Consider the following 18,345-nt stretch of genomic DNA (forward strand, 5'->3'; position numbering starts at 1 on the left):
TGCCCGATCTGATCGAGCGCATCGGGCGCATGTCCAGCATCGGCCAGACTTCGGTGGCCGCAGGCCAGTTCAGTCTGCAGAGCCGACTGCAAATGCGCGACCTGCGCAGCCGTATCGACGACGCCAAGGATCAGTTGCACAAGGCGGGCGCCTTGCTGATGTCCAAGCTTCCCCCGCAAATGCAACCGTGGGCCGATCAGTACGCAGCGTTCACGCAAGTGCTGAACACTGAACTGAAAGTACTTGATGAGGGCGTCTTCGGCGGCAGCATCAAGCTCAAACCGCAGGAGTTCGAGCGCAGCATCGACACCCTCACCAAAACCGTCGGTGACTTTCGTACCCAGTCACTGAACGCGCTTTATGATCGACTCGATTACTACCATGACAGCTCCAATATGGAGTTCATCCCGATGGCGGTGGTCTTTGGCACCTTAATGCTGCTGGCCATGTACCTGTTCGCCTGCCTGCAATCATCGATTCGCCACAGCGCCAGCGGCATCACCACGCTTGCCGAGTCGCTGCGTGACGGCAATCTGTGCGTCGAGGTCGCGGTTCAGGGGCGCGATGAGCTGGCAGCTATCAGCCACGCCTTAAATGTCGCGGTTGTCCAATTGCGCACCAGCCTCCTGGGCGTCAATCACGAAACTGTGCGTGTGGGGGATGCGGTGCTGACGCTCAATACCCAGTCCAGCGGTACGCTCAACGAAGTCGAAGAACAGCAACAGCAAATCAGCCAGATCGCTGCCGCCGCGACCGAGTTGGCCGCGACGTCTCAGGGTGTGGCCAGAAGCTGCGAACAGGCTTCGGCAAGCGCACGCCACACTCGCCAGATCGCCGAGCAGAGCAGCCAGGACAGCCAGCGTACGACCGACAGCATCCAGCAGTTGAACAAACGCCTGACCGACACCGCTGCCGCATTGGGGCGTGTCAGCGAGCAGGGCCAGCAGATTCAATCGGTCGTCGATGCCATTCGTGGGATCGCCGAGCAAACCAACCTGTTGGCGCTCAACGCGGCCATCGAGGCTGCTCGAGCGGGCGAGCAGGGTCGTGGCTTCGCGGTGGTCGCCGATGAAGTACGCAGCCTGTCGCAACGCACCCAGGCTTCAACCGCTCAGATTGCCGGGACTGTAGACAGCTTGCGCGCTACCGTGACCCAGGCCGTCGAATTGATGGAAGCGGCTTGCGGGCAGGCCGTTAACGACGCGCGCTCGGTGACGGGGCTCGGAGAGCGGTTGGGTGAAATTGCTTCGGCAGTGCAGGGCGTGACAGACACCCTGGTGCAAATCTCCACCGCCGTCGAGGAACAGGCGTCCACAGCCGATGAAGTCAGCAGCAACATTCAGCAGGTCGATCAGGCCGCAGGTCGCTTGCTTGAAGGTGCTCGTGCGGTGAACAGGGCGGCGGATACGTTGAGTCAGGGGAGCCGGGCGTTGAATGACAATACGGCGCGGTTTCGGTTGGGGTGAAGGCGTTCCGATGGCTAGTCGTTACCGAGACGCTAATCAACTGTAATGACGGTCGCTGTGCTTGCTCCTCAAGACCTGCATTGGATAAGCTAGGCGACCTCATTCTACGTTGAAGATGTTCATGAACAGTTACCTATCCAATGAGCGATGGCGAGTCGGTCTTCTGCACGTCTGAGCATCGAGAACACTGCTCATCAGGTCTCCCGAAGGGTGCGAGGTCTAAAATCAATTTATAAATGTCTCGTCATAAACGCACGAGCTATCGGACCTTTACATGAACATTGCGAAAAGTGAAGCGCTTCTAGAAAAAATACCGGTGTCGTTTGTGCTTTTTGCAGCCTTCATTTTTTATATGGTTAACTCCATTGTTGCCGGTTCGCCGATTTTTGCATCGGATGAGTATGTTTATTTCATCAGTGGAAAAAACGTCGACCAGCTATCAATGTTGTATGGGTTGGACCCGGCGTTACAACGTTTGTCCAATCTTATTTTCTTCCACGAAGTTAAACTATTGGCTCAGTTGTTTGGGGATCAATTCGTTCCACTGTTCCGTATTTTTCACGGCGTAGAGTATGTTTTGGCAGGGGGAATGCTGTACGCGTCCGTGAAAGAGCTCATGCCCAAGCCACACGCATTAATGGGCTTGATGGTTTTTTTGGCGTTGCCGAGTCATCTATATATTTATGCAGTGATGCCTGAAGTTGAGCTGATCTTCCTATCAGCGATGGTCGTATTTACGTTGGTCAGGTGGTATCAGTACGCACCAGTGCCGGCCGTTGCAGGGGTCGGATTAATTGTATCCGTTGCATTGTTGATCAAACCGCACACAATGGCCGTTGTGGTCGCGTTGCTTGCAGTTTTTCCTCTCTTCAATTTTCTCTATTTTAGAAAGGTATGGGTGCGAGTTAGCGCTCAGACGCTTGCCTGTTTTCTGCTTGCTCTTTACATTGGGGTGATTGGGCTGTGGGCTTTGATGGATGGAGCATTTACCTTTAATCCATCGGGCGCCTTAGGCCTGACCTTTTATGGTAAATATATTGATGGTCCCGCTGTCAGCGTGAGTCTTTTAACAAAGCTGTATCAGGTAGGTGTGTACTTTTTTGCCAACCTGACGGTTGTTTTACTGTTTTTTCTGCCGGTCTTTGTCTGGGCGGCGAGTCTGTGTGTAGAGGCGGCTAGAGGCGGTCTGAGTGTAGGCGAAGGAGATGCAAGAATATCACCTAAGATGGTGATGTTGATGTTGATAGCGATGCTCTCCATCGCTGCACATTTGCTAATGACCGCTTGGTTTACAGCGGGTGCAGCTATTTTAAGCCCCGGTGAAGCCCAACGCTTGCACGGCCGCTACCTTGGTCCTGCGCTTGCCGTGTTTCCTTTTCTGTTTTTCTATTCTATTAGCAGGCTGTCATCGTTAGGGAAGGGTATTCTGGCCGGTATGACGCTGGTCACGTTAATGCTGTCTTGCTGGTTTGTCAGTCAGTATTTCAAAATTTATCCTTGGGATAATCCTCTGTTATTCTCGTTTTTTAACGAGGCCAACTGGTATGGGTGGAATTATTTTAATTTGGGCTTCGGAGTAGGCAATGTCCTGTATCTGATCATTTTTCTAAGCTTCATCATGTCGCTTTTGTTTCGTCATCTTCAGGGTGCCATCAGTTCCGCAGTGTTATGTTTGATCGTCTTGGCAGGGTGTTTCCAAGGCTACCTATGGATGTATGTCCATTTGCATGGCAATAGTGAAATATCTCGTGCAAGCCGTCACCTCTCCGGCCTGATAGGTAGCGCTCGTCCCGGCGAAGGTATCGTCATCGGGCATGAACGCTACGGGCGTGAATCTTACCTGCTTTTCAATCTCGCCAGCGCACCCAAAGTTATCGATCGTTCAGAGGGCGCCGATATCACGCCTCAAGATATTTCGGGCCATTCATGGTTGATTACGGATGGCACTTATAATGCAAATGCGTTGGGGCGTCCAAATCTTCAGGTTGGAAGTCTGCGATATTATGCGCTTGGCCTTTCTGCCCCTATGAAACTGGACGTGCCGCAACCTGTTTTGGATTCTGCAAGTAAGCGTGTCCTCAGGCAGGCTACCAGTCTACTTATTCCGCTGGCTGACTTGCCCGTTGGCACAAATCTAGTTGGCTTCAACGGCGCGGAGGCTTGGGGCGCCTGGACTTCCCAGTCGACAGCCGAGATTGCGCTACCTGTTCAATTGAAAGGGAAAGTTCGAATAAGGCTTTTTGCTTGGACACTCGAGCAGAATCTTGTCCAGACTGTCTCGTTGCAAGTGGGGGATGTTGTCAAGCGACTGCCTATTGGTTCCAGCGGGTCTGAAATAACTGTCGATCTTGAGGTTGGGGCCGAAACTGACCGCATTTTTATAAGATCTGCCGTGGACAAGCCTTCGGATTCCGCACGGACACTAGGCGTCGCGATTGCCAGGCTGTCAGTTGAGATCCTGTAGGTCTGCAGAGCAGGGGGGCACATGACACCCTGGTTTATGTGGTTAGGGTGTCATGGCTAGGAGAACACCGGATGGTGTCACAGGCAATACCGTGTTTTTACGTGAGCTTGTGCTGCTGTAGGGTTTTTTTCTTCGAGTACCTCGGCTTGGCATTGCCACTATGAAATCGAAAGACCTAGAATGCCCCTTTATAAATTGTGCCGCCGGTCTGGCGGTACGGCCTAGCGCGGATTGTCCGAAAAAGTCGAGCAATGATTGAGCGGGTTCAGAGCAGGAAACGGCGGGAATATGACGAACTCCGATCTAAAAATTGCGGTTATTATCCCGTGCTACAGGGTAAAAGCTCATGTCTTGGGCGTTATCGCTGATATAGGCAGTGAGGTCACCAAGATTTATGCTGTTGACGATTGCTGTCCCGAGCAATCAGGTGACTTCATTGAGGAGCATTGCAAAGACCCGCGAGTCACCGTGGTGCGCAACGCTGAGAACCAGGGGGTTGGTGGCGCTGTGATGGCCGGTTACCAAGCTGCCATTAGTGACAATATGGATATTTTTGTAAAGATCGACGGCGATGGGCAAATGGATCCTGGCCTGCTACCGCGCTTTGTTGCGCCCATCATCCACGGCGAGGCTGATTATACGAAGGGCAATCGCTTCTTCGACCTGGAAGAGATTCGTCAGATGCCAAAAATTCGCTTATTTGGTAATGCAGCGCTCTCGTTTTTGACGAAGCTCTCATCAGGCTATTGGGATTTGTTTGATCCAACGAACGGTTTCACGGCGATACATCGTGATGTAGCCCGTCATTTGCCATTTCATAAAATCAGCCGCCGCTATTTTTTCGAAACCGATATGTTGTTTCGTCTTAATACGTTGCGGGCTGTTGCTGTTGATATCCCCATGGACGCCAAGTACGCAGATGAAGTAAGTAATCTTAAAATTTCCAAAATCGTAGGTGAGTTTTTCATTAAGCACATGCGTAATCTAGGGAAACGAATATTTTACAGTTATTACTTGCGTGATATGTCGCTTGCATCGCTTGAGCTGCCGTTGGGGTTGGGGCTTGTTACGATGGGCAGTCTGTTTGGTTTATCCCACTGGGCTGGCTCGGTGAGCTCGGGTGTGCCTACTTCAGCCGGAACTGTCATGCTATCTGCGCTGCCCGTTATACTGGGTACGCAGTTTATCCTTGCTTTCATCGGGCACGACGTCCAAGCGGTGCCCAAGCGTGCGTTTCATTTGCAGCGCAAGAATAGACTAGAGATAGGGCAGGATTCTAAATGATTTACTTCGTCGCGCTTATTTGCGTCTTGGGCATTGCGGCAGGCCAGATCCTGTTTAAGCTTAGCGCTGCGACCATGCAGCGTACTGGCAGCTTCTTTGATGTGGCGACGTTGACCACGTTGTTTTCCGCATTTGCGCTGTACGGTATTACGACAATTGCATGGGTATGGGTGCTCCAGAAAATCGAGCTTGGCAAGGTGTATCCGCTCATGGCGTTGGCATTTGTCATTGTGCCCATAGGCAGTCATTTTATGTTCGGTGAGCGATTTCAGTCTCAGTATTTCATCGGCGTAGCAGTTATTATTCTAGGTATCATCATCACTGTGAAGGCTTGATATAGGTCTAACAGTTACTGTACGACCGCGTTCGGAGCTCATTTTACAAATGTGCTACCGAATGCGGTCGCGCATGAGCGCTACCTGCTATAACTGTCCCAAGCAAGCTGCTATGAATAAGCTAGCGCTGCCTGCCGTCGTCTGCCGATAAACGCCTGACTTGTGCAATGCGCTTAGCCGTGCGGGAAGTCTCATCTTGCGCCCTAACGCAAAGTATTTAAGTGCCGTTCGACTGTCGTCGCTTAATCGGGGTGATAGGGTATCGAGTATCTGCAGGTTGGTATCAGTCCATTGAATAAACCGACCTGAGAGCATTTTACGGATGCGTGAGATCCGGTCGTGAAAACTCATGTTCGCTCCGATGAGATTTCCGCCGTGCTGACGGTAGTCGAGGCTCGGCGCGCTGTCGAAAACAGTATAGCCGCTGCACCCCGCGATTATCATATAGGTCAGCCAGTCATGAGCCACAATTGTGGCGTCATCCGGTATAAGGCATAACAGCTCGCGGGCCGCATGGTTGATCAGCATGGTGTTTGCGCCTGCAAGGCTTTGCACGAGCGCATTTCGAAACGATGGGGGGCGAGAAAAAAGTGGTGAGAAACCGATGACTTCGCCAGACGCATTGACCAGTCGGGTTCTCGAGCAATACAGGCTCGGCGTGTAGACGGTGGTGGCCTTGAGAGATTCTATACTGCGTTCAAGCTTGTCACTGAACCATACGTCATCCTGATCACTGAATGCGTAGTAGCTGGCCTGAACTTCTGGCCTTTTGAGTAGTGAAATAAAGTTCTTGCCAAAACCCTGGCAAGGCCCTTCGAAAGTGATGAGCCTATTTTCGCCCCATTGGCGTTGATATTCGGCCAGAATGCTGCGCGTTGAGTCAGTCGACGAGTCGTCGGATACGTACAGCGTCCAGTTCTGAAAGGATTGGGCCTGGAAGGATTCAAGCTGTTCGCGCAGATACGCTGCACCGTTGTAGGTGCACATCAGGATCGCCACATCGACAGGTCCTGAAGCTTGTTCCCCGCCTTTTTCGATCAGCTCGGTATTCAAGAAATTTTCACTAGTAAAATTCGTATTTTAACGCCTGAACCGCTGCCCGTCAGCCATTGGTTGGATAAATGTCGGACGGAGTTACGGTCCTCCAGCAATTCATGATCAGAGCATTGCTTGTGTCGTCTATGGCGTGCTGATGGGGCTCGGTTATTGCGACTCGTTACGTCCACCGAGGCTGAGTTGTGTCTGAGGCATATGACCAGGCCGGGCCCCATGCCCTAACAAGCTATGCGCGCCTTTTGAAGGAAGCGCCCGTAGGCGTTTCGGCACCTGCTTTCGGTAGCCGGAGGGGCGCTACTATGAGATGATCACCTGCTAAAAGACTGCTTGCCTTGCTCTTGGCTGAGTTTGCTAAAGGTGTTACCTGTCAAGTGTCAAGAGGTCTGTTGGAGGATGCGTGAACGGGCTGTTCTGACCAGCGCTAACGTAACAGTACTGGGGGCATGCCTGGCATGCTCCAGCGAAATGAGGAATTTGCGGAATGTTTGGGACGGGAAAAATCGGGGTCGAAGGCTAATGCAGGATTTTTCCGCATCTCCCAAAGAAATGGTTGCTAGCTTCGTACGAAATCGTCGACTGGTATGGGCTTTGATCAAGCGTGAAGTCATAGGTCGATACCGGGGATCCTTTGTAGGTATTTTGTGGTCATTCTTAAATCCTATTTTTATGTTGGCCGTATATACATTCGTTTTTAGCTTCGTTTTCAAAGCCCGCTGGGGTACCGGAAGTGATTCTAAAACGGAGTTCGCGCTGGTGCTGTTTGCAGGTCTTATAATGTTTAACCTGTTTGCTGAGTGTGTTGGGCGCGCCCCGGCGGCCATTTTAGCTAATGTTAATTATGTAAAGAAAGTAGTGTTTCCGCTTGAGATTCTCCCGTGGGTCAGTATGGGGGCTGCATTATTTCACCTGTTAGTCAGCTTAGGCGTATGGCTGATCGCCTACGCTATTTTTTTTGGTGTTCCGTCACCTACCGTTCTGCTGCTGCCGTTAGTGATGGTGCCGTTGATACTATTTATCATGGGTGTCAGCTGGGCGCTGGCCTCGTTGGGCGTTTACTTTCGTGATGTTTCACAGTTCATAGGTATCGTGATCACGGTACTCATGTTCATGTCTCCTATCTTTTATCCCGTCACTGCGCTGCCCGAAGAGTATCGCAGTATGCTTGAACTCAATCCGCTGACCCCCTCTATTCAAATGGCTCGAGAGGTATTGTTTTGGGGGCAGCTACCAGACATGGTTATGCTACTTCAGTACTACCTTGGCTCTATGGCCGTTGCGTTGCTTGGATTTGCCTGGTTTCAAAAAACAAGAAAGGGATTTGCTGATGTGCTCTGAAATCGCAATAAATGTCAGCGCGGTCAGTAAGTGTTTTCACATCTATGATAAGCCTCGTGACCGCTTGATGCAGATGCTGTCTCGTGGGACCAAGCGTTATTATCGAGAGTTTTGGGCGCTTAAGGATATTTCTTTTCAGATACAACGAGGTTCGACCGTCGGTATTGTTGGCCGAAACGGCTCCGGTAAGTCGACACTTCTGCAGCTCATTTGTGGAACGCTGAATACTACAAGCGGCGGCATCGAGACCAATGGCCGTATTGCCGCCCTTCTGGAGTTAGGGACGGGCTTCAATCCCGAATTTACGGGCCGAGAGAACGTGTATATGAACGCCTCGGTACTGGGCTTGACTCGGGAAGAAACCGATCTGCGTTTCGATGAGATTACGGCATTCGCGGATATAGGACTTTTTATCGATCAACCGGTTAAAACGTACTCCAGCGGTATGCTTGTCCGGCTGGCCTTCGCCGTGGCCATCAACGCGGATCCGGAAATTCTCATCGTAGATGAGGCGTTATCCGTCGGGGACGAGCTATTTCAGCGGAAATGTTTTGCCAGGCTTGAGGCAATCAGGAGTAAGGGAGCGACTATCTTATTCGTCTCTCATTCGGGTAGCACGATAGTTGAGTTGTGCGATCATGCAATATTGCTCGACTCAGGTGAGTTGCTCACTCAAGGCCATCCCAAGACAATTGTCAGCCAGTATCAAAAGCTCATGTACGCGCCCGCTGATAAACGCGAAAATATTCGAGCCTCCATCAAAGATGGTTTGACTGTTCAGGCGATGGAGCTCGATGCGCTTGAGTCCTCCATAACGGTTGACGATACTGTAGCAGAGAGTGAAGCGGACGATTTCTTCGATGAGAATTTGAAGTCCTCAAGTATGGTCGAGTTTGAGTCACACGGTGCTTACATTGACCATCCCTATATCACTGATATGAAGGGGAGGGCTGTGAATAATCTTGTTCGTGGTAGAGAATACTCCTACAACTATCGGGTTCGGTTTGAGCGCAGCGCTGAAAGGGTCCGCTTTGGTATGGTGATTCGTACCACGACAGGCCTTGCGCTGGGAGGCGCTCACTCCAGCACAGGAAGCCAGGCTCTTTCAATCGTTGAGTCCGGAACTGAGTTGCTTGTCAGTTTTCAATTCAACTGCCTCGTGAACCCGGGCACATACTTTGTCAACGCGGGCGTCTTTGGCACCTCCTATAATGGTCAGGAAGAGACTGTCATGCACCGACTTGTTGATGCTGTGGTGTTTAGAGTGGTGCCTGTTCAGAACAACCTCGCAACCGAACTAGTCGATTTCGGTTGCACTTCCAGTGTGACTTACCTATGAGCGGTCTTTTTTCGAACCTACTGGTGTCCTCTCCTAACGGAGGTGGATTGTTTTTTGTTAATGCTGGTAGCGTCAAGAAGCTTGACAGCTTCAACACGGTGGGCCTTTTCGCAGGGGCACAAAGGTTTATGCGCGGTATCCAGCCAGATGCGCTCTGGATATACGGTGATACAACGCTCGAAATAAGCAGTGAGACTGTATCAATCGGCGATGTGCACGATGTTCTTGAGTTTGAAGGCGATGTGTACGTTGTTGGTACTACCGGCAATGAGATCATCAAACTTGACCGTGACGGTGTGGAACGTCAGCGATGGCGTTATCCAGGCGAGGATGATTCTCGCCATGTTAACTGTTTGGGAGTCTGGAACGGGACGGTCGTATACTCAGCGTTTGGAGAGTTTACCAAGCACCGGGGCTATAAGGGGCAGTCGGACGGTCAGGGGTTCGTTAACGAATTGTTTTCAGGGAAACGGCTTATTTCTGGACTGTCCCAGCCTCATACACCTGTCGGACATGGGGCAAATCTGTTGCTTGCCAATTCTTCCTGTGGCGAGCTGCATGAATACGGCCCGGGCGGTAAGTTGATTCGGAAGAAAATATTGCCTGGTTATACACGAGGTATTTGCGTCACTGACGAGGCGATCTATGTCGGTTTGAGTAAGTCCAGAAATCTTGAGTCAGGGGGACCTGATTCTGCTGTGCTAGTGGCTCTGGACCCCGCGACATTGGAGGAGCTGGGGCAGATCGCCTTGCCTGCCGATGAAATTTATTCCGTGACGTACATTTGCAACGACGCTGCACTGTTGCGGACTGTTTCTGACATTGCCAGCCACACCACAGGTCGACTGGAGCGCAGAGTTTCAGCCTTGGTTGATCAAGCTACAGAGCAGCAGATCGAGTCTACGACGCGGCAAGAGCGCTCGGCCGATATCCGGAGCCTACTGCTTAACTGGTTGAGCCCATTCCGCGATTCCAGTGAGGGTGACCAACTGAATAGGGATGAAGCGCTTGATAGGGTGTTACAGACCCACCCAATCGAGCGATTTTTCGCAGATCATGCATTTGATAATGACAGCGCTGCGATAGCTGATATCAAATCCATGCTGGAAGCAGCTATGGCGATATCCGAGACCCAGGAAGCTTCACATCGCGACCATATCCGACATTTGGAAGTCATTGTCACCGGTTATCTTGACGCCGAGCATGCGGACAAGGAAAGGCTGCTGGAGCTCGAGAATACGCTAACCGTCTTTCAGCAGAACGAGCATGCTTACGTTGAGCGCATCAAGCAGCTTGAGGCAACGATTGAGGCTTTCGAATTTGCCGGCAGCGCCAGTCTGGAGCGCATTCAACAGCTTGAAATAATGAACGAAGCTTCAGAAGCCGCCGGCAGAGCCAGCCTGGAGAGGCTGCGGCAGCTTGAGGCTATGGTTGAAGAGTCAGAAGCCAGTAGTAACGCCAGTCTGGAGCGGCTTGGTCAACTTGAGTCGATTATTGAGACATCTGAAATCACTGGCCAATCTAGCTTGGAGCGCATTCGGCAGCTTGAGATGATGATCGAAGTCTCTGAATCCACCGGTAGGGCCAGTCTGGAGCGCCTCTGTCAGTTGGAGTCGATGATCAATGTTTCCGAAAACGCTGGAGCGGCGAACATGAGCCGCTCGCTTGAGCTTGAGGGGGCCTTGGCTGAATTGATCGCAAATGGCGACTCACAACGCCTTTGTCTGGAGCAGCAAATCCATCGTCATAAAACATTGTTGGAATTGATTCAAAAGTCTAGAACCTGGAGATGGACAGAGCCTGTGAGAAAAGCGAATGCTGATGTGTCCAATATGAAGAAAAAATTAAAAAATGGCCTTGTTAACGTTTATCGCGATTTGCCCATCGCGTCTCATAACAAGCAAAAGCTGAAGGGGACACTTTTCCGTTATTTTGGATTTGTCTTCAAAGATCTGTCCAGTTATAAATTGTGGAAAGAGTATCAGGACCGTTCGATTAGTTGGTCGGTAGCAGAAAGCCCGGAGCCGGATCTCGCCACATTGGCACCGGTGACCAGTTTGCCCAATGTCGAACTTCCAAACGCCAATGGCATCTGGGAATGGAAGGATTATCCAGAGGTACGTGCAAGGATCTCGCAGCTCAAGGCTGCTGAGCGCGCAAAGTTTCAGCCTCGGGAGCTTGATATGTTAGATATCAAGGCTTCCGCTTTCGCGGCAACGGCCTCTGGTTTCAGATTCACCGAGCCGGGTTTATCCCCGATGGTGTCTATCATTATCCCTGTTTTCAACAACGTGAAACTGACACTTGAATGTCTGTCTTCAATTCAACTGCACACGCCTCCAGAGTTGTCGGTTGAAATTATCATTGCCGATGATGCTTCCACGGATGAGACACAGGCTCTGCTTGAGCCCATCGCGAATATCAAATATATCCGCAATCAGCAGAATCTCGGGTTTCTCCTTAATTGCAATAACGCACTGGATCAAGTTACCGGCACGTTCACTGTTTACCTCAATAACGATGTACAAGTGACGGCTGGCTGGCTGGAAGTTCTGCTGTCCACGTTCGACGAGTATAAAAACGTCGGTGTGGTCGGCCCCAAGTTTGTGTACCCCTCAGGGCATCTACAGGAAGCGGGTGCATCGCTTGCCGTTGATGGCAGTGCGACCATGGTGGGTCTGAACGGCGACCCGGATGAGCCACGTTATAATTACGTAAGGCGCGTCGATTATGTATCCGGCGCATGCTTGCTTACGCCCACAGAGCTGTTAAAGAAGCTTGGCGGTTTTTCTAAAGACTTTTTGCCTTGCTACTGCGAAGACAGTGATCTTTGCATGAATATTCGCAGTGCTGGCTACGATATTTACTACAATCCTGGTGCTACGATTATCCACCACTTGTCCAAGACGACGGCGTCCGTGGATGAGTCATTCAAGATGTCGTGCATTGCTAAAAACGTTAATGTACTTTCCCGGAAATGGGCCCCGACGATAGAGAAAAAAGTTAATCCTCGGATCATCAGTTTTTACTTGCCACAATTTCACCCGATCCCAGAAAATGATCTCTGGTGGGGCAAGGGCTTTACCGAGTGGACGAATGTTAGCAAGACGCGTCCTAATTTCATTGGGCACTATCAACCTCGCATCCCTGCTGACCACGGCTATTACGATCTTCGTCTTCTCGAGGTTCTGCAGGCGCAGGCGGATCTGGCCCAGCGATATGGCGTGCACGGGTTTTGTTTTTATTATTATTGGTTCGACGGCAAGCGTTTGTTGGAGCGTCCGGTAGAGCAACTGTTGTTGAGCAAAGAGCCCGATATTCCATTCTGTCTCTGCTGGGCAAATGAGAATTGGACGCGTCGCTGGGATGGGCAGGAGCATGAAGTTCTGATGGCCCAGTCGCATACCCATGAGGACGACGTAGCGGTCATTTATGATCTGATACGATTCTTTAAGGATGATCGATACATCAAAATCGACGACCGGCCGCTCATCCTCATTTACCGAGCGACGTTGTTCCCCGATTTTGCAAGCACCGCTGCTACATGGCGCAAGATCTGCAGAGAGCAGGGGCTTGGCGAAATTTACATTGCTATGGTCGAATCGTTCGAACTTGTTCAGTCCAACACTCACCCTTCTGCGTTGGGATGTGACGCAGCAGTAGAGTTCCCACCGCAAGGTCTGGCAGAAGTTAAACAGCCAACGGGCGAGATAATAAACCCTGAATTTGTAGGGCATGTTGCAGATTACCGTGATCTTGCTGTTCGATATGCCACGCGGCCAGCGCCAGGATACACGCGATTTAAAGGTGTTATGCCTGGATGGGATAATACGGCGCGTCGTCCACACACCAGCTTCTGTTTTGAAAATGCTACGCCCGGCGCTTTTCAGGCTTGGCTTGAAGAGTCGATTGCGGATACCAAAGAGCAGAACTTTGGAGATGAGCGTCTGGTCTTCGTCAATGCGTGGAACGAATGGGCCGAGGGTGCATATCTGGAGCCTGACCGTCGTTTCGGCCACACATATCTGGAAGCAGTCAGGAATGCGACTGACGCCTCGCTTCTCCTGAAAAAAAATTGAGCGGTGGGTGATTGATGACTCGTGTAACCAACAACAGTGATGTTTGCTTGATCGGCCATCCTTACGCACCAATCGGAATGGGCGAGCATGTGCGCGCCACTTTTCGGTCGATGCGGGCGGTATACAATGCGCCCAAGCTGCATGATATTTACAAACTGGAGCACGCGGCGGCGTCTGATCTCGCTGAGTTCTCCAACGCTCTGGTAGAGACCCCTTCATCTGTCAATATTTTCCATATTAATGGGAATGAGGTGGATCAGGTGTGGAAGCACATGAATTACAACCGGCCTTGGTCGGGGTATAACGTGATCTATCCGCTTTGGGAGCTGCCTCGGTACCCGACGGAGTGGGCGACGGAACTAGACCGTTTTGACGAGATTTGGGCTCCGTCAAAATTTATCATGGAAGGTCTTAAAGAGGTTTGTACGAAGCCAGTTATCCACATGCCACTGGCAACTGAAATTAAGCTTGATTCTTTTTTGAGTCGCCGGTTTTTTGGGCTGCCTGAAACTGATTATATCTTCCTGTTTTTCTATGATTTGCGTTCTTACGCCACGCGAAAAAATCCTGAAGGTGTGTTGAACGCTTTCAATAAATTCTTGGCCAAACGACCTTATGCCAAGACGCATTTGGTCATAAAAGTTAATGGCGTAGAAACCAATCCGAAAGAGTTTGATGCCCTCAGGGATCGCGTCCAAGAACTCCACGGAAGGGTTACTTTGATTCATCAGAGTATGAGTAGTAACGAGGTCAAAAACCTGCTGAGGTGCAGCGACTGCTTCGTTTCGCTGCATCGCTCTGAAGGCTACGGCTTCGGTGTAGCAGAAGCGATGGTATTGGGTAAGCCTGCTATCGCCACAGCGTACTCAGGCAACATGGACTTCATGACGGAGGACACAAGTTTGGCGGTAAACTACCACTTAGTGCCTGTGCTTGAGGGGGAGTATCCTCACCATGAAAATCAACGTTGGGCTGAGCCGGATTATGATCAGGCAACACAGTACATGGTAGACCTGGTAGACAATCCGGCTATGGGTCGAGCGGTTGGTAGCCGGGCCAGATTGCACATGCAGGGCTATTTTGATTATCGTTCAACTGGGCTTCGCTATCGAGATCGTCTGAGTGAAATCTCTGACATAATATAACGCCTCATCTGCATGGATGGCGGTGCCACGTTTTCTCTATGCGGAATCTTGGCAAGACTGGTGGCATAAAAAAGGGCGCTCGACAATATCGGCGCCCTTTTTCTTTTCTAAAAAATTATTGTAGTGTGCCGACTTGGTGTCGCCAGTAGGTTAGAACGCTATTAAGTGTTTCCGAAAAAGCTGTATTCGGACTCCACCCTAACTCAGTATGAATACGTCTATTTGATCCAGCCGCGACCGGTATGTCCGATGGACGCAAACGCTCTGGGTCTGCTTGAACGTTGATTGAGCTGGATGTTTGGGCGAGCAACTCGTCTAGCACTGTTTGAATTTTCTGAGTCTCTCCCGACGAAATGTTATAAATCGAGTGGATGAGTTTGTTTGTACGTTGCCCTATGATTTTCACATAAGCATCGCACACATCGTTCACATTCAAAAAGTCTCTACTGGCTTCAAGATTTCCGACCTTCAAAACCGGTTCTTGTAGCCCCGCTTCGATTAGAGCGATCTGCCGAGCGAACGAAGCCGTTACAAAATCAACGCTTTGTCCTGGGCCGATATGGTTGAACGGTCTGGCAATGACGCCGTTAAGACCTTCGCGGAGGTACTGTTCAACTGCAATCTCTGAAGCAAGTTTACTGGCAGCGTACGGATTCATGGGCTTACACGCATTTCCCTCTGTAAGCAATTCCCCCGTTTTGAATGACTCACCGTAGACTTCAGACGAGCTGACAAACAGAACAAAACAGTTTGGAGCGTTCTTCTTTACCGACTCCAACAGGTTAAGCGTGCCAATAACATTCGTATTCCACGTCAGCAGTGGATCCTTGAAACTGTTTGCCACGTTAGAAATCGCGGCCAGATGAATAAGATGCGTTGGATTGACGCGTTGTACTATGCGATCAACTTCGGTGCGATCACCGATGTCCAGCGCAATGTAATGTTGCTCTTGGTCGCTTGAGGGCAGCGTTCTGACCGTGCCGAAGACCTCATGATTCTCCGCTAATAATCGCTTATGAAGCACTTTCCCAACGAAGCCAGCGGCCCCGGTCAGCAGGATTCTATTCACTAAAATGCTCCAAAATATTCATGCTAACTACTCATCCCTGGTGTTCGGGAACACTGCTGGCGTCGCAACCTTCGGTTTAAAAGGAAAAACCCTGCTCGTTTCGACGCAGATCTGCTTCAACCATCATGCGGCAAAGCTCCTCCAAACTCGTCTTTGCCTCCCATCCCAACGCATCTTTCGCTTTTTGCGGGTTGCCCAAGAGTAGATCAACCTCAGTTGGACGGTAGAATTTGGGGTTGACCGAGACGATTTTTTGGCCGGTAGCCTCATCTATCCCGACTTCGTTTTCGTCCTTGCCTGTCCAGGCAATGTTTATATCAACTGCCTTGCATGCGAGTGTAACGAAGTCACGTACCGATTCTGCGCGGTTGGTTGCGAGCACGAAGGTGTCTGGCTGATCGACTTGCAACATGCGCCACATGCCATCTACGTATTCTTTTGCGAAGCCCCAGTCGCGTTTGGCGTCGAGGTTTCCAAGCTCAAGTTGCTTTAGCTTGTTAAGCTTGATCTTGGCAATGCTGTCGGTAATTTTTCGTGTCACAAATTCACGACCGCGAAGTGGAGACTCGTGATTAAACAGAATTCCGCTCGTACCAAATATGTCGTACGATTCTCTGTAGTTGATGGTCATCCAGTGGGCAAAAAGCTTTGCAACGCCGTAAGGGCTTCTTGGGTAGAAAGGCGTGTCTTCTACTTGGGGAATGGCCTGAACCTTACCAAACATTTCGGACGTCGAGGCTTGGTAGAAACGAATCTTAGGGTTAACTATACGGATGGCTTCTAACAGATTGACTACGCCAAGCCCGGTGATTTCTGAGGTTGTCATCGGCTGATCAAAGGACACGCCTACGAAGCTCTGGGCTGCCAGATTATAAACCTCAGTCGCCTCGGTCTTTTCCAGCAGCCTGATGCAGGTTGAAAGATCAGTCAGGTCGAACTCTACCAGATGAAGGTTCGGGTGTTGTGCAACGCCCAGCTCCTCTATACGCCAGAAGTTGACTGAGCTGGTCCGGCGATAGGTGCCGTAGACGGTGTAGCCTTTATTGAGCAATAGTTCAGCCAGGTAAGCCCCGTCCTGACCTGTAATACCGGTGATAATAGCTTTCATGAAACCTCCAAACCTAAAATAGCTCCCCCGCCATCGTGGGGAAAGCAAGGGGCGGCCGCCCGAGCAGCATGATACTGGCTACGTGCGCTGAACACGAGTTGTGATAGCTCTTATGATCATGCTGTGGTGAGAAGGAGTCTGGAATAGGACGTCACTCCAAGAATGAGCAGGTGCGAGCGTACGCCGCCCAGCAGACGATACCGTCTCAGTGATGGGCTTTGGCGTTTATGTCTAGATGATCCGAAGGAATCTCGTCGGTTGCTATCTGTTATTCGACATTGTCTGCGTGATGGCAAAGTTTTTCGGCAAGCCGAATTGCATGAGCGCTGACATGCTGGCGAAGCTCTGGAACCGCAGTAGCCTCCCAGAACATTGATTTAAGCATTGGACCTACGTAGCTCAGCCATGTGACGGTGGTGTGTTCTGCTGTAACTACCGAGAGGTCTTCGTTCATCATAATGCCTAATCCCATAGGGTCGGAAACGATGAGGCCCTCATTCAGCAGTTGCTGAATGAGGGCAGACTCAGCGCTCGACACAGAGGTGTTCGGCCCCGTGCAGTTTATAACCAGGTCGAAAGCGTCCACCGTCGTCGAATGTTCGGTTGTCCTCAAAATTGTGCATGCAAGTTTATCGTCAATCACATCGGTCGCTAATAACCGGCCTTTGATCACTGTTAGCTGGCCGGATTTTTTCAAGCGGTCAAAGATTACGTGCGCTTCGGGTGCAGCACGGTGACGGTGGTTGTCCCAGTAAGGCCTTACATGACGAAGGAATCGGAGCTTCTCTGCATACGGTAGACGAGCCCACAGTTGGGCTGTACAGGGCCTCAGTGCGGCGATGATATCCCGCCAGTCGACACGAGGAGAGTCGGATATTAACCGGCGCACTGTCTTTATGTACGTGAGTGCAGTGGCCTTGACACTACACATAACCTGTCGTGTCAGGTCTGCATTTTGCTCGGTGTAATGGGAGTGTCCTCGGTGAACTTGGGGCGTTAAACCCCTTCGAGATATCGCCGTGATCTTGCCTGAATGGCCTTCCTCGGTCAGTCGGGATATGACATCCAGCGCTGTAAGGCCACTTCCAATGATGAGTACTGAATCGGAAGGGTGAAGCGTTCGGGCGGGAGCACACAAAGTACCCCATGGGGCGTCTTGATAGCCTGAATAATGCTTGATGGAAATAAAGGGCTTGGGTGTTGAAGGTGGGAAATTACCGCAAGCTAGGAGCACATGATTAACGGTCAAGCGACGTTGATTGCTCAACAGCACAGTTGCTCCACCTGTACAGGCCTTTATCTCAATAGCTTCGGCATGCACCCTCTCTACCGATAACGTGGCACCGCATGAGGAGAGCGCGGTGTCCAATAGGGAGGACAGATAGCGTCCATACTCTCGTCTAGGGACAAAATCACCCGGACCCGTTGCGAGGCCGTTGAGCAGGCAATACTCGAGAAACGAGTCGGGATGACCGTGCAGGGCCGACATGTTACCAGCCGGCACGTTCAAGACGTGGCTCTTGCTCTGATCCCCATAAGCAAGGCCTGGACCGAAGGCGCCTGTCTGTTCAACGATAATGAGTTTAGCCGGTGCACGGCATGCCCTGATGAACTCTATCGCTGCGACCGTTCCGCAGAACCCTGCTCCGACGATAGCCAAGGTCC

At 51.0% G+C, this 18,345-nt stretch carries 12 protein-coding genes; 8 read left to right on the forward strand and 4 right to left on the reverse strand.

Going from position 1 to position 18,345, the window contains the following annotated elements; all coding sequences use genetic code 11:
* Window positions 1-446 precede the first annotated feature (446 nt).
* The 4 genes from ALP40_RS26120 to ALP40_RS06400 all read left to right on the forward strand — a co-directional run bounded on the left by ALP40_RS26120 (window position 447) and on the right by ALP40_RS06400 (window position 5,549).
* Complete coding sequence (locus tag ALP40_RS26120; RefSeq protein WP_409077509.1) at window positions 447-1,466, forward strand: methyl-accepting chemotaxis protein; 1,020 nt, start codon at window positions 447-449, stop codon at window positions 1,464-1,466.
* Between the two features lie 274 nt (window positions 1,467-1,740).
* On the forward strand, window positions 1,741-3,930 hold the full coding sequence (locus ALP40_RS06390; protein WP_122207469.1) for a DUF7024 domain-containing protein: 2,190 nt from the start codon (window positions 1,741-1,743) through the stop codon (window positions 3,928-3,930).
* 288 nt (window positions 3,931-4,218) lie between these two features.
* A complete protein-coding gene (locus ALP40_RS06395) occupies window positions 4,219-5,214 on the forward strand; it encodes a glycosyltransferase family 2 protein (protein WP_122207470.1) in 996 nt (331 codons plus the stop codon).
* Window positions 5,211-5,549, forward strand: a complete 339-nt coding sequence (locus ALP40_RS06400; protein ID WP_122207471.1) for a 4-amino-4-deoxy-L-arabinose-phospho-UDP flippase — start codon at window positions 5,211-5,213, stop codon at window positions 5,547-5,549. Before ALP40_RS06395 ends, ALP40_RS06400 begins: the two co-directional genes overlap by 4 nt.
* 87 nt (window positions 5,550-5,636) lie before the next feature.
* On the opposite strand, the gene ALP40_RS06405 is transcribed toward ALP40_RS06400, so the two are convergent.
* Window positions 5,637-6,602: a glycosyltransferase family 2 protein gene (locus ALP40_RS06405; RefSeq protein ID WP_259640682.1), complete on the reverse strand. Its 966-nt coding sequence runs from the start codon at window positions 6,600-6,602 to the stop codon at window positions 5,637-5,639.
* A 519-nt stretch (window positions 6,603-7,121) separates the two neighbouring features.
* Here ALP40_RS06405 and ALP40_RS06410 point away from each other — a divergent pair.
* The 4 genes from ALP40_RS06410 to ALP40_RS06425 are packed head-to-tail and all read left to right on the forward strand — an operon-like array spanning window position 7,122 to window position 14,503.
* On the forward strand, window positions 7,122-7,940 hold the full coding sequence (locus ALP40_RS06410; protein ID WP_122207472.1) for an ABC transporter permease: 819 nt from the start codon (window positions 7,122-7,124) through the stop codon (window positions 7,938-7,940).
* The gene (locus ALP40_RS06415; RefSeq protein ID WP_122207473.1) at window positions 7,930-9,279 is read left to right on the forward strand and encodes an ABC transporter ATP-binding protein; all 1,350 of its coding nucleotides are present in this window, start codon (window positions 7,930-7,932) and stop codon (window positions 9,277-9,279) included. The genes ALP40_RS06410 and ALP40_RS06415 overlap by 11 nt, the downstream gene beginning before the upstream one ends.
* Window positions 9,276-13,358, forward strand: coding sequence for a glycoside hydrolase family 99-like domain-containing protein (locus ALP40_RS06420; RefSeq protein WP_122207474.1), 4,083 nt, complete (start codon window positions 9,276-9,278; stop codon window positions 13,356-13,358). Before ALP40_RS06415 ends, ALP40_RS06420 begins: the two co-directional genes overlap by 4 nt.
* Before the next feature lie 14 nt (window positions 13,359-13,372).
* Window positions 13,373-14,503 carry a glycosyltransferase family 4 protein gene (locus tag ALP40_RS06425; RefSeq protein ID WP_122207475.1) on the forward strand — a complete coding sequence of 377 codons (1,131 nt, stop codon included), beginning with the start codon at window positions 13,373-13,375 and terminating at the stop codon, window positions 14,501-14,503.
* Between the two features lie 115 nt (window positions 14,504-14,618).
* On the opposite strand, the gene ALP40_RS06430 is transcribed toward ALP40_RS06425, so the two are convergent.
* From ALP40_RS06430 to ALP40_RS06440, 3 genes are all read right to left on the reverse strand, one after another.
* A complete protein-coding gene (locus ALP40_RS06430; RefSeq protein WP_122207476.1) occupies window positions 14,619-15,572 on the reverse strand; it encodes a GDP-mannose 4,6-dehydratase in 954 nt (317 codons plus the stop codon).
* 76 nt (window positions 15,573-15,648) lie between these two features.
* The gene (gene gmd, locus ALP40_RS06435; protein WP_122207477.1) at window positions 15,649-16,680 is read right to left on the reverse strand and encodes a GDP-mannose 4,6-dehydratase; all 1,032 of its coding nucleotides are present in this window, start codon (window positions 16,678-16,680) and stop codon (window positions 15,649-15,651) included.
* A 268-nt stretch (window positions 16,681-16,948) separates the two neighbouring features.
* Complete coding sequence (locus ALP40_RS06440) at window positions 16,949-18,340, reverse strand: FAD/NAD(P)-binding protein (RefSeq protein WP_259640683.1); 1,392 nt, start codon at window positions 18,338-18,340, stop codon at window positions 16,949-16,951.
* Window positions 18,341-18,345 lie beyond the last annotated feature (5 nt).

Source organism: Pseudomonas viridiflava, from assembly GCF_003702045.1.
GTDB lineage: Bacteria > Pseudomonadota > Gammaproteobacteria > Pseudomonadales > Pseudomonadaceae > Aquipseudomonas > Aquipseudomonas viridiflava_C.